The 15185-nt window shown below is 60.9% G+C and carries 8 protein-coding genes; 3 read left to right on the top strand and 5 right to left on the bottom strand.

Going from position 1 to position 15185, the window contains the following annotated elements; translation table 11 throughout:
* Positions 1-160: 160 nt before the first annotated feature.
* Positions 161-6544, top strand: a complete 6384-nt coding sequence (locus tag AKG12_RS08475) for an apolipoprotein A-IV repeat region-like domain-containing protein (protein WP_052818503.1) — start codon at positions 161-163, stop codon at positions 6542-6544.
* Positions 6545-6653: 109 nt separating this feature from the next.
* Here AKG12_RS08475 and AKG12_RS08480 read toward each other — a convergent pair whose 3' ends face one another.
* Positions 6654-7571, bottom strand: coding sequence for a PhzF family phenazine biosynthesis protein (locus tag AKG12_RS08480; protein ID WP_052818504.1), 918 nt, complete (start codon positions 7569-7571; stop codon positions 6654-6656).
* 308 nt (positions 7572-7879) lie between these two features.
* Between AKG12_RS08480 and AKG12_RS08485 the strand changes: the two genes are divergently transcribed.
* Positions 7880-8653, top strand: coding sequence for an NAD kinase (locus AKG12_RS08485; protein WP_046800261.1), 774 nt, complete (start codon positions 7880-7882; stop codon positions 8651-8653).
* A gap of 21 nt (positions 8654-8674) precedes the next feature.
* Positions 8675-9175 carry a hypothetical protein gene (locus AKG12_RS08490; protein ID WP_052818505.1) on the top strand — a complete coding sequence of 167 codons (501 nt, stop codon included), beginning with the start codon at positions 8675-8677 and terminating at the stop codon, positions 9173-9175.
* A 3-nt stretch (positions 9176-9178) separates the two neighbouring features.
* On the opposite strand, the gene AKG12_RS08495 is transcribed toward AKG12_RS08490, so the two are convergent.
* The 4 genes from AKG12_RS08495 to AKG12_RS08510 all read right to left on the bottom strand — a co-directional run bounded on the left by AKG12_RS08495 (position 9179) and on the right by AKG12_RS08510 (position 15001).
* Positions 9179-9649: a cysteine hydrolase family protein gene (locus AKG12_RS08495; protein ID WP_052818506.1), complete on the bottom strand. Its 471-nt coding sequence runs from the start codon at positions 9647-9649 to the stop codon at positions 9179-9181.
* 75 nt (positions 9650-9724) lie between these two features.
* Positions 9725-10856, bottom strand: a protein-coding gene (gene prfB, locus AKG12_RS08500; protein WP_137002499.1) for a peptide chain release factor 2 whose coding sequence is annotated in 2 segments (ribosomal slippage) — positions 9725-10786 and positions 10788-10856 — 1131 coding nt in all. Because the reading frame shifts where the segments join, the coding sequence is not laid out codon by codon here.
* 98 nt (positions 10857-10954) lie between these two features.
* The gene (locus AKG12_RS08505) at positions 10955-13402 is read right to left on the bottom strand and encodes a penicillin-binding protein 1A (protein ID WP_052818507.1); all 2448 of its coding nucleotides are present in this window, start codon (positions 13400-13402) and stop codon (positions 10955-10957) included.
* A 327-nt stretch (positions 13403-13729) separates the two neighbouring features.
* A complete protein-coding gene (locus AKG12_RS08510; RefSeq protein WP_052818508.1) occupies positions 13730-15001 on the bottom strand; it encodes an N-acetylmuramoyl-L-alanine amidase in 1272 nt (423 codons plus the stop codon).
* Positions 15002-15185: the final 184 nt, after the last annotated feature.

Consider the following 15185-nt stretch of genomic DNA (forward strand, 5'->3'; position numbering starts at 1 on the left):
CCCGAAAGCTGGACCACCAGCAATTCGGGATTTGGTAAATGGCGGAATTGCTCCCTTTAACGGGATAATGTTCCGCCGGCATGATGGCGGCAGTCCGCTTGCAGGTTGCAAGTGGTCGAACGGCATGAAGCCGGGCGTATGTGTAACGAGGCGTAACCGCATGGCGAATAACAAGATCAGCGACTCTGTCGACGAGACTGCATTTCAGGCGTTGGAAGACGCCCTGCAGCTCGGTGCTTTCGAGGAAAAGCCGGAATCGCGGAAAACCGCAGCGCCAAAGCCGCCGGAGGCCAGATTGAAGGAAGCAAGCAGACAGACCCCTGCTCCCGAGGCCGCGCGCGCGCCTGCCGAACAGGCGCCGAAATCGCCCAATCTGGAAGCGGCCAATGACGGCTCCAAGCGCAGCCCGGCGATGATCCTGAAATCGCTCGAAGGTGGCTCCATCGGCGGCGCACTCAGAAATGCGACGATCATGTCGGTGATCTGGGCGCTGGGCGGTCTCGGTGTGGCACACCTGCTTTACGGCAATGCGCTCTGGAATATAGCCTCGCTGGCCGACCTCACCGCAATTCCCGGCCTGATGGCGATCGTCGTCGGCATCCTCGTTCCCGTCATGCTGTTTTTCGCCTTCGCGATCATGATGGCGCGTGCCCGCGATCTGCGCAACGCCGCCCGCTCGATGGCCGAAGTCGCTCTTCGCCTTGCCGAGCCCGAAACCGTTGCCTCTGACCGCATCATGTCCGTCGGCCAGGCGGTTCGCCGCGAAGTCTCGGCCATGAATGACGGTATCGAGCGCACCATTGCACGTGCGACGGAACTGGAAACGCTGGTTCATTCGGAAGTCAACGCGCTTGAGCGCAGCTATGCCGACAATGAACTGCGCGTACGCAGCCTTGTGCAGGAACTGACCGCCGAGCGCGACGCCATCGTCAACCATGCCGAGCGCATCCGCTCGTCCATCGTTGGCGCGCAGGAACAGATCAAGGAAGAGCTTTCCATCGTCGGCGAAGAGCTTTCGATGCGGCTTGCCACGACAGGCGAAGCCTTCGCCTCGATGATCGATACACGCTCCGCCGCCCTGCTTGAAAAATCGCGCGCTTCCACCGAAGCCATGGGCAGCCTGATCGCCGCCAAGACCGAAAACCTGCTTCAGGCACTGAATTCGTCAGGCTCGACCCTGTCGAACGAATTTGACATGCGCCTGCACAATCTTGCCTCGACGCTGGATGAGCGCGGCGAAGTGCTGCTCGAAAGGTTCGCAATCCATGCTTCGACGCTGGATAGCGGTGCTGAAAGCCTCAACAGCGCGCTTGAGGAGCGCACCCGCCAGCTCAACGAAACGCTGTCCACGCGCACGCTGGAACTCAACCGCAATATCGATCGCGGTCAGCAGATCATCGGTGGTTCGCTGGATACCGTGCTCGACAAGCTTTCGACGACGCTTGAGGAAAAGGGTCTCTCCTTCCGCCAGAGCCTGCAGAGCACGGCTGATGATGCGATCATGGACCTCGATCTGCGTTCCGGCCTCTACGAGGAGCGGCTGCAGGCAACGGTTGGCCAGGTCAATACCGCCTTCGACGAACATGTGGCGGAATTTGCCAGTGCTTTCGACCAGCGCGCCGGCAGCCTCGACAGCAAGTTGATGGAAAGCCTCGCCCGCATCAACGAAACCGTTGCCGGCGGCTCCGAAGCGCTCGACACCATGCTGAACAGCGGTCTTGAGCGCATCGGCAATACCATGACCGATCAGTCCCTAGCGCTCGCAACCGCGCTGGGCACCGGCCAGGAAATGCTTGAAAGCGCGCTGGAAACCCGTACCCGCGAGTTCAGCGACGCGATTGGCCAGCGCACTGCCGAAATCACCAATGCCTTCGCCAATTCGCACGAGAAGATCGACAACGTGCTGGCGGAACGCAGCAACGCCCTGTTCGGCGCGCTTTCGGCCAGCCAGGACCGTTTCGACGAAGCACTCGCCAGCCGTTCGCTTGCCATTACCGGCTCTGTCTCCGGCACGGCTGAACGCCTTGCCGCGATGCTGGACGAACGTGCAGCCGCGATCAACAGCGTTGTTGCCGATGTCGAGCGCCGTCTGTCGGAAACCCTCGAAACCCGGGCTGCCGCCATCACCGGCGCTGTTTCCGGCATTGAGGACCGCATTTCCGACACGCTGGAAAGCCGCACCGCCGCCCTGCACGATGTCGTCTCCGGTGCGGAAAACCGCATCGCCGAAACGCTGGATGGCCGCACCGCAGCTCTTTCCAGCGCGATTTCCGGCGTTGAGGAACGCATCGCCGACACCATGGACAGCCGTACCTTGTCGCTGGACATGACATTCGCCAATGTCGAGGAGCGACTTTCCGAAACGCTCGACAACCGCACGTCCGCCCTCACCGGCATCGTGGCAAGCGCGGAAGAAAAGATCACAGGTGCGCTCGACAGCCGCACGGTGACTTTCGGCAACGTGGTTGCCGGTGCTGAAACCCGGATCGCGGAAACGCTCGACGGCCGCACCGCAGCCCTCAACGCCGTGGTCTCCGGTGCCGAAGAACGCATCGCGGATGCACTCGACAGCCGTACCATGGCGCTCGACATGGCATTTTCCGGCGCCGAGGAAAAAATCACGGAAGCTCTCGACACGCGCACCGCAGCCCTTGGCGAGCTGGTGGCCGGCGCCGAGACCCGTATTGCCGGCGCACTCGACAGCCGCACGGATTCCCTGAAGACCGTCGTTGCCGGCGCTGAAGAGCGGATCACCGACGTGCTCGACAGCCGCACCATGGCGCTCGACCTGAGCTTCTCCGGCGTTGAGGAAAAGATCGCCGATATTCTCGACGGTCGCACCGCCGCCCTGCACAGCGCCGTTTCGGGTGTCGAGGACCGTATTGCCGGCGCGCTGGACAGCCGTACCGCGGCCCTTTCCGGCATTGTCTCCGGCGCGGAAGAACGCATCGCGGACGCGCTCGACAGCCGTACAATGGCGCTCGACATGACGATTTCAGGCGTCGAGGACCGGATTGCCGAGGCGATGGATGCGAGAGCTTCGTCGCTTTCGCTGGCTGCGGCCGGCGTTGGCCAGCGGCTGGAAGCCACCGCTTTCACGCTTGAGAACGCGCTTGCCAGCGGCCACGAGCGGCTGGAAACCATGCTCGGCTCGCAGGCGGAACGCATTGCCGGCTCGCTGAAGCGCAATAGCGGCCTGATCGAACAGAGCGTCTCGGGCGCTGCCAACCGTATTGAAAGCGTCGTGGAAGACGGCAGCAGCCGCTTTGCGCAGACGGTCGAAGAAGGCGTTTCGCGTCTCGAAAGCAATCTGTCGCAATCTCACGAGGATATCCGCACCGCGCTCGACCAGCGCCACGCGGATATGGCAGCGACGCTCAGCTCCGCCACCACCCAGATGGGGGACATGCTCTCCGAGCAGGCGATGATGATCGGCACCACTGTCGCCTCCAGCGCCAGCATGCTGGAACTGTCGCTCGAAACCCAGCAGGAAACGTTGCAGAAGGCGATTGACGGCAGTGCCGTAACGCTGGAAGAGCGCCTTCGCAACAGCGCCGGCGACATCGCCGTCAAGATCGGTGAAGCCGCCCGTGAAATCGGCGGGGCGACGGATGCCCTGTCATCGCGCATCGAAACCTCGATCGGCAATGTCACCACCCGTCTCGACGAGACCGGCGCCCGTATCGAAACGTCGCTCGACACGTTGCAGGCACGCGTCGGCGGTGATCTGGCCAATGTGAATACGTCAATCGAAGATGCCGGCCGCCGTTTCGCCGAAGCGCTGGAAGACAAGACTGCAATCTTTGCCCGCACCAGCGACGAAGCTGCCGAGCGTATCACCGGCATTCTGGACGAACAGACAACACGCGTCTCCGACACATTTGAAAGCCGTACAAGCCGTCTGGCCGAAACATTCGATACCGGCACGGCGCGTATTGACGAACGTCTCGGCACCATGGACCGGGCACTGACGATCGGCCTCGAAAACGTCAACCGTACCATTGAAGGCAAGGCGAGCGATCTCGCAGTCAGCCTGCGCGGCGCTGTCGTCTCTGCCACCCAGAGCATCGGCGATGAAGCGGCTCGCTCGTCTGCCCTGCTCTCCAAGTCCGGCTCGGAATTTGCCGACCAGGTTCAGGCGCAGAACGAGGCCTTCACCAAGGCCATCGAGGAACGCTCCGGCGAGATCGTCAACCGCATTTCGGATGCGCAGACGCGTCTTTCCGGCCAGGCCGCAGCCGTCGCCCAGACCTTCTCCGAAGCCGGCAACATCATCGTCAACAAGGTGGCCGAAGCTGAAGCCGTCGTTCGCTCTCAGGTGGGCGTCATTTCCGAAACGCTGACGGGTGTCGAATCGGCCCTCGACGCGCGCGGCGAAGCCATCCGCTCGGCGCTGGATAACCGCACCCGCGAACTCAACTCGATGCTGGCCAGCCGTTCTGCCGAACTGTCGCGCCTGATCGAGGAAAAAGCCAAGCCTGTCGTCGATGAATACGCCACCATTGGCCGCGAAGCTGCCGAAAAGATCGTTTCTGCTGCCCAGCAGAGTGCAGAACTTCTGTCGCAGAGCAACAGCGGCATGGTCGGCATGGTGGAACAGGCGATCAGCGATTACGCCAATGCCGGCACGGATGCGGCAAGCAAGCTTGTCGCCGCCACCCGCCAGAGCACCGACATGCTGTCGCAGACCCATACCGCCATGGCGGATGCCGTCGAACAGGGTATCGACAAATATGCCCGCTCCAGCAGCGATGCCGCCAACAAGCTGGTCGCCGCCACCCGCCAGAGCACGGATATGCTGTCGCAGACCCATAACAGCATGGCCGAAATCGTCGAAAAGTCGGCTTCCAACTTCAACTCCGCCGTCGAGCGCGCCGCACAGGAATTCGGCACGGCCGACGAAGCGTTGAACGCCTCTGCGACCCGCTTCTCCGATAGCGCTTCGCAGGCCGCCGACATGGTGTCCAGCTCCAGCCGTCTGCTGGAAGGAAAGATCGACCGCCTGTCGAATATTTCCGGCCAGACACTGGCGCAGGTTGCCGGCATCGTCGGACGTTTCGAGGAACATTCGAAGGTGCTGAGCCAGGCGTCCGAACTGCTCAACGCGGCACAATCGAGCCTCGTCGGCACGCTGGAGGAGCGTCAGGACGCGCTGCGCAGCCTGTCCGTCGGCCTCGTCAAGCGCTCCGAGGAAATCGAAAGCGCCATGCGCAACGTCGTCGGCGTCGTAGAAACCACGCTCAACGAAGCCGAGGAGCGTTCGCAGAATGTTGCCGGCAATCTGCGCGACAATCTGCAGGCGTCCTTTACCGATATCGGCCGCTCGCTGGATGAAACCGAACAGCGCGCCCGCTCGGCGGCACAGACCATGCGGGGCGCCCTGCTCTCCGCCGGTCAGGATGCCAGCCGCTCGATCGAAAGCACGCTGTCCGACGCGCAGAAATATTCCGACGAGCTGGTCAACCGCCTGCGCGGCGGTGTCGAATCCTCGCTTTCGGAAGTCGACAATCTCTTGGGCAGCGCCTCGGAAAAATCCAACGCCGCCGCCGCCAACCTCAAGGAAACGCTGCGTCAGGCCGTCGAGGAGGCCGTCAGCCGCTTTGCCGGCGCGACCGACGAGATCCGCCGCTCCAGCCATGACATCCGCCGCGAGCTGGATGCGACCCGTGCCGAACTGAAGCGTGGCGCATTCGACCTGCCGGAAGAAGCCAAGGAAAGTGCTGCCGCCATGCGCCGCGCCGTTTCCGAGCAGATCAAGGCGCTGCAGGATATTTCCCAGCTCGTCGGCCGTTCGGCCCACCAGATGGAAGTGTCCGAACCCGTCGCCCGCGCCATTGCCGCAACCCAGCCGGCCGCCGAGCGCCGTGTCGAGACACGTCCGCAGCCGGCAGCCACCGCTCCGGTTCAGCAACAGCGCCCGACACAGCCGCAGCCTGCCCCCGCACCAGCTGCGCTGCGCGGCTCCCTGCCGCTTGAGAACCGCCAGGTCGAAAACCGGCAAACCGAAAACCGTCAGGCACCTGCACCCGCTCAACCGGTTGCGACCCACCCTGCCGGGCGTCGTGAAGAAGGCGGTGGCTGGATCAGCGATCTGCTGCGCGGCGCCTCGCGTGACGGTCAGGACGCCTCTGCAGCTTCCGCTCCCCGCGCCAGCGCCGAACAGCAGCCGACCCGTGCGGCCGACACCCGCAACCCGCGGCACATGGTCGAATCGCTGAACTCGCTCTCAGTCGATATCGCCCGTGCCATCGACCACGATGCCTCGGTGGAACTGTGGCGCCGTTACCAGCGCGGCGAACGCGACGTCTTCACCCGTCGCCTCTACACGCTGAAGGGCCAGACGACGTTTGACGAGATCAAGCGCAAATACGAGCGGGAAGCCGAATTCCGCACCGCCGTGGATCGCTACATCACCGATTTCGAAAAGCTGCTGGCCGACGTGGCCCGCACCGACCGCGACCGAAGCGTTACGCAGTCCTACCTCACCTCCGATACCGGCAAGGTCTATACGATGCTTGCCCATGCGGCTGGCCGGTTCAATTGATCTGGCTGACGCAGGCAAAATAAAACCCCGGTCGAGAGACCGGGGTTTTTCTTTGGTTTTCTCGCTGTCCCGTCGTTCTTCAACGACGTGAACTTACCAGCTTACCAGGTCAAATCTCAAACGTACCCGATGCAACACGCACCGCATGGCCGCCGATGCGGGCGCGGGCGATTTCGCCATCCTTGATGTCCATGCGCAGGTGGATGTGGGACGGTCGTTCCATTTCCACGCCCTGCTCAATGAGGAGCGGATAGTGGCCGTCGGTCAGGCCGTCGAAATGGTGGATGGCGCCGGAAAGGGCCGCAGCCGCCGAACCGGTGGCCGGATCTTCCGAAATGCCCATGTCTGGAGAGAACATGCGGGCATGGAACTTCGCCGCGTGGTTGACGCCGCCGCGACAGTAGATATAGGCCGCCGTCAGCAGCCCTTCCACCAGCGGTGCGGTGCGCAGCCATAGATTGGCGTCGAAATCCATGTCGCGCACGGCGGCGATATTGTGCAGGGGCACAGCCAGGAACGGCACGCCCGCCGTCCAGATTGACGGCACATGATTTTCAAAACCGAGATGGCCTTCGCTAACGCCCAGCGCGTCGGCAAGTGCGGTATGATCGAGCGGCAGCTCGACACGGGACGATTTGCGCGGCAGGTCGAATTCGGCGAAGCTGACAGCGCCGGGGCGCATCTTTACCGCACAACGGACAGGGCCCACCTTCTCTTCGAGCACGCAGACCATATCGACATCATCATCACCATCCTTGCGATTGCGCTCGGCGATGGCGACAGCAGCACCAACGGTCGGGTGTCCCGCAAAAGGCAATTCTCCTGAAGGCGTGAAGATACGTAGCGAGGCCGCATGTGCCGGATTACCCGAGCGGTTGACGAAGACGGTCTCGGAAAGGTTCATTTCCCTGGCGATCGCCTGCATCGTGGCCTGATCGAGGTCATCGGCGTCATACATGACCGCCAGCGGGTTTCCCGCCATTCTGGTTTCGGTAAAGACATCATAGATATTGTAGTTCAGCACCAAATCCGTCTCCTGCCATTCATCCTACGGCCTGCTTTGCAGCAAACTGCATCAGGCCGCCCTGCATCGCAACCCTTGTCGGAGAGCGGAAATCAAGAAGCTGTGGAACGGTGTGGCGCAATGGCGCGGCGGGGGAACGCCTCCCTGCCCGAAAGGCCTTGTCGCCAACCGTCGTCTTCATGTACCAAGGATGGGTCTTGTGGCTTGTGATCGACCGTTTTTATCGACGTTTGAGGATTGCGAGCCGCTTCAACAGGTTACAGCATCGTTTGCAAGCCTTCTCAGGTCTGCGCCGTTGTCGAGGGAAGCGGATGTCGCATTCTAACTTTTCACTGTCCTTCGTCGCCTCCGCAACCGAGGAAGCGCAAACGGCGATGGAGGCGCTGAAGGGCGTTTACGGCAACACGCCGTTTGAAGAGGCGGAAGTCATCGTGGCGCTGGGCGGTGACGGCTTCATGCTGCAAATCCTCAACGAAACAATGAATTCCGGCAAGCGCGTCTATGGCATGAACCGGGGATCGGTCGGCTTCCTGATGAATGATTATCGGGTGGAGGGTCTGCTCGAGCGTATTGCAGTGGCAACCGGCAATGATTTTCATCCGCTGCGCATGACAACGACGGATTCGGATGGCGATGAGTTCACCGCCCTTGCCATGAACGAGGTCAGCCTGTTCCGCCAATCCCATCAGGCCGCGAAGCTTCGTGTCGAGGTGGATGGCAAGGTGCGGCTGGAAGAGCTGATCTGTGATGGCATGATGGTGGCGACGCCGGCAGGGTCCACCGCCTACAATTTCTCCGCCCATGGGCCGATTCTGCCGCTGGAATCACCACTGCTGGCGCTCACCCCCGTCAGCGCGTTTCGTCCGCGGCGCTGGCGCGGCGCGCTTTTGCCAAATAAGGTGACGGTCGACATTCACGTTCTGGAACGGGATAAACGCCCGGTGAATGCGGTGGCTGACCATACGGAGGTGAAATCCGTTCGTCATGTTCGGATCGCACAATCGCAGGACAGGACGGCGAGGATTCTCTCGGATCCGGACCGTTCGTGGTCAGACCGGGTTCTTGCCGAACAGTTCAACAATTGACGCTAACTATTCATAACGGCCATGCAACTTAGAAAATCGATCCTCGCTGCCCTCATTCTCGCCAACGCCGTGCTTCCCGCACGGGCGCAGACAGCGGCGATCGATACGCTACCTGTTTCCGCGATCTTCGTTGTCAGCAGCGGCATGTGGGAAGATCGAAACCTGGAGCCGCGGGAAGGCGCTGACGGCCAGTTGCGGCCACCGCCGGCATCGCCCACACGTGGCTATTACAAGGTGATTGCAATCCGCCAGGGCGACGGGACGGCCAAGATTTACCTGCAGCGCATCGCCTTTACGGCGGAGGGACCAAATCTCCTCGAAAATGTCGAGCTGGAGGAGTTCACCCAGATGAAATCATATGTCACGGATGTTCGTCCCGAAAGCTCGAACGGCGCATCGGATTCGCCCGGCCTGTTCGTCACCGTCTATCTGAAAACAGACCCTATGGCCAAGGAAGCCGAAAGCTGGACGATCCTCATCGATGAGCTTGGCGAGATGAAGATAGAAAAAGCCTCAAACTGACAGCTATATATCAAGCGCATGCGGCCCGGCCAGAACCGCGCCGAAATGATGTTTCCAGAGCCTTGCACCAAGTTCACCGCTGCGGTCGAGGCTGGAGCCGACCGTCAGCCACGGCAATAGCGTGGGGTGCAGCCCCGCATCGAACAGGGCAAAACCAGCTGCCAGTACGCAGGTGTCAGCCTGAATGCCGCAGACCAGCACCCTTTCAGGCTTCAAGGAAAAGAGATGGTCCATCGCCGCCTTCGGCGGTGCATAACCGTGCTTGATGAATATTCGATCCGCGGCGACGAGCGATTCATCGTCCCTGCCCGGTTTCCAGCCCAGTTGCCGCTCGAAAGGCGTAACGCTCTCATCATGTCGCTCGACGGTGGCTATGCTGGGCATCGTAGTTGCGAGTGAAGATATCTCCGCCACCAGCGCTGCCGGTGGATTGAAGCTCGGCTGAACGTCGACGATGTAGAGCACCTGTTTCACGCATATCCTCCAACGAAAAACCCCTCGCAATGGACCTGCGAGGGGCAATTTCTCGATTAACGCACCTGGCGCGTCTTAATCGATATCCGACACTTCCACGTCCGCGCCACCGCTGATGCGATGCGCGAGAGCAGCTTCCATGAATTCGTTCAGATCACCGTCCAGCACGTTGCCGGGCGCGGTGCTTTCAACGCCGGTTCGCAGATCCTTGACCAGCTGGTAAGGCTGCAGAACGTAGGAACGGATCTGGTGACCCCAGCCGATATCGGTCTTGGAGGCCGCCTGTGCGTTGGCCGCATCTTCCCGCTTCTGCAATTCCACTTCATAGAGGCGGGCGCGCAGCATGTCCCACGCCTTGGCGCGGTTCTTGTGCTGCGACCGTTCCTGCTGGCAGGCAACCGCAATACCGGTCGGGATGTGCGTGATGCGCACGGCCGAATCCGTCGTGTTGACGTGCTGGCCGCCAGCACCGGACGAGCGATAGGTATCGATACGGCAATCGCTTTCGTTGATGTCGATCTGGATCGAATCGTCGACCACCGGATAGACCCAGACGGAAGAGAACGATGTGTGGCGACGCGCATTGCTGTCATAGGGCGAGATGCGCACAAGGCGGTGCACGCCCGATTCCGTCTTCAGCCAGCCAAAAGCATTGTGGCCCTTGACGAGAATCGTCGCGGATTTGATGCCGGCCTCTTCGCCATCGTGAACTTCCAGCACCTCAACCTTGAAGCCTTCGCGGTCGGCCCAGCGGGTATACATGCGCAGCAGCATGTTCGCCCAATCCTGGCTTTCCGTACCGCCGGCGCCGGAATGCACTTCAAGATAAGTGTCATTGCCATCAGCTTCGCCCGACAGCATGGCTTCCACCTGACGGCGGTTCGCCTCGTTCTTCAGCGCCTTCAGGGAGTCTTCGGCGTCCTTGACGATCTCGTCGTCGCCTTCCATCTCGCCGAGTTCGATCAGCTCGATATTGTCCTTGAGCTGCTGCTCAAGCGCCTTGACGCCGCTGATGCTGTCATCCAGCTGCTGGCGCTCGCGCATCAGCTTCTGGGCCTCGGAGGCGTCGTTCCAGAGGGTCGGGTCCTCTGCCTTGTTGTTCAACCAGTCCAGTCGTCTTATCGCCTGGTCCCAGTCAAAGATGCCTCCTCAGCAGGCTTATGGCCTGCTTGATTTCGTCGACTACGTTCACGATTTCATTGCGCATTTCGCTGGTTCTTCGCCTTCATTGAAACTTGTTGCTCAAATAAATGCGGGGGGCGCGGATGTAAAGACCCGCGCCCCCCGATGATCCCGGAACTGGTGTCAATAAAGACCGCCGCCACCGCCGGTGATGGCCTGCTGCGCCTGCGGCGAGGTCTTCAGAATATCTTCCTGAGACATGTAGTTTTCCGCGCCGATGACCGAGAAGCTGTCGGCCGGGCCGGTGCCCGGCTTGAAGGCTTCCATGATGGTGTCCGGTTGCCCCTCCTCCGCCGCCATGCCTGTCTTGCGGTTGACGGCGACGAAGTTCATGCCGGCAGGCACGATGAACTTGCTCGGCTCCAGATGCTTGGCTGCATCGGCGATGAACTCACCGAAGATCGGTGCCGACAGCGAACCGCCCGTGCCGCCGCGACCGAGCGGTGCGGGTGAATCGAAGCCGATATAGAGGCCGGCAACCATGTCCGGCGTATAACCGACAAACCAGGCGTCCTTTTCATCATTGGTGGTGCCAGTCTTGCCGGCAACCGGCAGATCGACCTTGATCTTGCCTGCCGCCGTACCGCGCTGCACGACACCCTCCAGCATGGAGGTCGTCTGGTAAGCGGTCATCGGGTCGAGAACCTGTTCGCGATTATCGACGATGACGGGCTCGTCCTGGTTCTGCCAGCTGGTGGCATTGCAGCCCTCGCAGGCACGCTCCTCATGACGGAAGATCGTCTTGCCGTAACGGTCCTGAATGCGGTCGATCAGCGTCGGCTTGATCTGCTTGCCGCCATTGGCAATGACCGAATAGGCCGAGACCATACGCATGACTGTCGTTTCACCCGAACCGAGCGACATGGCCAGAAGCGGCGGCATCTTGTCATAGATGCCGAAGCGTTCGGCATATTCCGCCACCAGATTCATGCCCATGTCCTGTGCGAGACGCACGGTCATGAGGTTACGGGATTTTTCAATACCGAGACGCAAGGTCGAAGGACCGGCGGAACCCCCGCCGTAATTCTGCGGCTTCCAGACCTGACCGCCGGAAACCACCTCGATCGGCGCGTCGAGAATGACCGATGCCGGGGTATAACCATTGTCGAGGGCTGCCGCGTAGATGAACGGCTTGAAGGAGGAGCCCGGCTGGCGCATGGCCTGCGTGGAGCGGTTGAATTCCGACTGCGCGTAGGAGAAACCGCCCACCATGGCCAGAACACGGCCGGTATGCGGGTCCATCACCACCATGCCGCCCTGCACTTTCGGTGGCTGGCGCAGGCGATATTCATTGCCGGAATTGGAAAGCGGCTGCGCATAGATCACATCGCCTGCCGCCACGACACCCACCGGCGACTTGGCAGTCGCCTTTTTGCCGGTCGCATCGCGATAGGCCCAGCGCATGTTTTCAGCGGAGATATGGCCGCGCGTGCGCTTGTCGCCATCTTCGGTTTCCGTGTCCGGCTGCACACCGATATCGATGCCATCGGCCGCAACGGCGAGGACCACGGCGACCTTCCATTCGGGAACGTCGCGCAGGCCCTTGACCTTGGCGAGCGCCGCCGTCCAGTCGCCGGCCGTCTCGATCTTTTCGACAGGTCCGCGGAAACCGCGACGCTCGTCATATTGCACCAGACCATCCTGAAGCGCCTTGCGCGCCTCCGCCTGTATCTGCGGATCGAAAGAGGTGCGGACCGAAAGCCCGCCTTCGAGAAGCGCTTCCTCACCGTATTTCTCGACGATCTGGCGGCGAACTTCCTCGGCGAAATAGTCGGATGCGAAGATATGCGCGCCGCCGCGGCGCAGATTGACGCCAAGCGGCTGCTTTTTCGCATCCGTGGCATCCGCAACGGTGATGTAGCCGTTTTCGGCCATACGGTCGATTACCCAGTCGCGGCGCTCCAGAGCCGCCTTTTCGCGACGGATGGGATGGTAATTGGCCGGACCCTTCGGCAGCGAAGCAAGATAGGCGGTCTCAGCAATCGTCAGTTCCGTCACCGATTTATTGAAATAGGTGAGTGCCGCACCGGCAATGCCGTAGGAATTCAGGCCAAAGAAAATCTCGTTGAGATAAAGCTCGAGAATCTTGTCCTTGGAATAGGTCTGCTCGATGCGGAAGGAGAGAATGGCTTCCTTGAGCTTGCGGTCGATGGTCTGGTCGTTGGTCAGCAGGAAGTTCTTCGCCACCTGCTGGGTGATGGTGGAGGCGCCGACAGGACGACGGCCGGAGCCGAAATTCTGGATATTGACGAGAATGGCGCGGCCAAGACCGAAGATATCCACACCCGGGTGATTGTAGAAATTCTTGTCTTCCGCCGAAAGGAAGGCCGCCTTCACCCGGTCGGGGATGGCCTGGATCGGCAGGAACAGGCGTTTTTCATGGGCGTATTCCGCCATCAACGCACCGTTGCCGGCATGCACGCGGGTCGTTACCGGCGGCTCATAGGTGCTCAGAACTGCGTAATCCGGCAGGTCCTTCGTCACGCCGTGCAAATAAATCGCACCGACGACGGCGGCGCACAGGAAGAGCACGCTGGCCAAGCCGAAAAAATATCCAATCAGTCTGATCATACCAAGCTACCGATAATTCGAATCGTAACCATCAACGCCCGACGATATACGGGCGCATCCTTGCATATCGCGTGCCGTTTTGCACACCATACCTTCGATGACAAGCCGGATACGGCAGCATTCGCTGATATGTTACCGGGCCAACTGCCGCATATCGCGCTTCTGCCGCTGTGCGGATCGCCACCGAATCCGCTTCCGAGTAACGCGGGGAATGTGAGTAAAATAGGGCTTGCGGCTGTTAATCCTCCGCAACGCCCAAGAATTGAACAGCTTTTTGGCTGCAATCGGCACGGCGGCAACAGTGTTGTCGCGGCGGCGCCCGGTGTTTCAACCGCCGTTTGCCATGGCCTTGGCGCGGTATCGCCCCACTGCCGTCGCCAGCCTATCGCCAACCTTATTGCGCCATTCGGTATCGAGAAGCAGCTTTTCATCTTCCGGATTGGAGAGGAAACCCAGTTCCAGCAGCACCGATGGCACATCATGGGCGCGCAGCACCATGAAACCGGCGTAACGATGTGGATTATTGATGAGGCCGACCTGCCCCTCGAAGGAGGAGACGATGTTTTCCGCCAGTGTCACCGAAAAGGCCTGGGTTTCACGACGGGTGAAATCAAGCAGAATATCGGCGACTTCCGGCGGCTCGGTGGAGACAGCCACACCGGCGATCTGATCGGACTTGTTTTCACGCTCCGCCAGCTCCTGCGCCTGCCGGTCCGAGGCCCGGTCGGACAATGTATAAACGGTCGCGCCTCGAATGCCCTTCTGCTTCAGGGTGTCGGCGTGGACTGAAATGAACAGGTTGGCATTGTTCTGCCGGGCGATTGTCACCCGTTCGGACAAGGCAAGAAACGTATCGGAATCACGGGTCAGGAACGCCTTGATGCCCGGTTCGCGGTTCAGCCGTTCCACGAGTTCCCTGGCAAAGGTCAATGTGATGACCTTCTCTTCCGTGCCGGTCGCCCCACCTGTCGCACCGGCATCGATGCCGCCATGGCCGGCATCGACCGCGATAACGAATTCCGCCTGCCGCGCCGTCTTGTCGCCGGGTGTGATGGTCGCGGTGGTAACCGGTGCCGGCGTCTGCCATTGCTGGGTCTTCACCAGCTCGGCGAATTTGGCCTTGGTGGTGATTTCCGTATCCAGCACGAAACGGAAAGCTGCGCCATCCTCGCCCTTTTTCGTTTCGGCCACCGCCACCTGCACCGGTTTTTTCGCGGTCAGCACGATACGGGCGCTGTTCTGGCCCATACTGCCAAAGCGGATATCCGAAAAAAGGCCTGTCGGTTTAAGGTCGGATGCCGGAAAGGCGAAATTCACCGCCGGAAAATCGACGACGATGCGGGCCGGCGAATCGAGATAGTGAACATCGAATTCCGGCTCTTCGGCGAAATCGAGAACGATGCGGGTGCGCGCCTCGTCGCCAATGATGCGCGCCTGACTGGCGATAAGCGGTTCAAGCGCAAATGCCTGCGGAACGCCACAGAGGACGGTGACGGCCGAAAGGAAGACCGGGACGACGAGGGCACGCGCAAGCCGCGCGATTCGCACGCCAAGCGGCCCTGCCCCACCTGATATCTCTGCGCTGCGCGTGAAATTCATGGTCTTCAAGAAATTCCGTATTTCAGTCATTTTCGATAAATGGAGCGGAAAAGCACCGGGAACGGCACTGTTTCGACCACGCCGGACGTTTGTTTGCGCGTTTGCGCCCCACAATCGCAGGCCTTGGTGAACCAATTGTTAACCCGGAAATTCCACCAACAATATGGCATATTTAGCCACCCTA

Source organism: Agrobacterium sp. SUL3 (assembly GCF_001263295.1).
GTDB classification, from domain to species: Bacteria; Pseudomonadota; Alphaproteobacteria; order Rhizobiales; family Rhizobiaceae; genus Agrobacterium; species Agrobacterium tomkonis.

Excerpts from the sequence above, each read along its gene's own strand:
- AKG12_RS08505 (WP_052818507.1), bottom strand. The coding sequence starts at position 13,402 with ATGATCAGACTGATTGGATATTTTTTCGGCTTGGCCAGCGTGCTCTTC.
- AKG12_RS08475 (WP_052818503.1), top strand. The coding sequence starts at position 161 with ATGGCGAATAACAAGATCAGCGACTCTGTCGACGAGACTGCATTTCAG.
- AKG12_RS08485 (WP_046800261.1), top strand. The coding sequence starts at position 7,880 with ATGTCGCATTCTAACTTTTCACTGTCCTTCGTCGCCTCCGCAACCGAG.
- AKG12_RS08510 (WP_052818508.1), bottom strand. The coding sequence starts at position 15,001 with ATGAATTTCACGCGCAGCGCAGAGATATCAGGTGGGGCAGGGCCGCTT.
- AKG12_RS08490 (WP_052818505.1), top strand. The coding sequence starts at position 8,675 with ATGCAACTTAGAAAATCGATCCTCGCTGCCCTCATTCTCGCCAACGCC.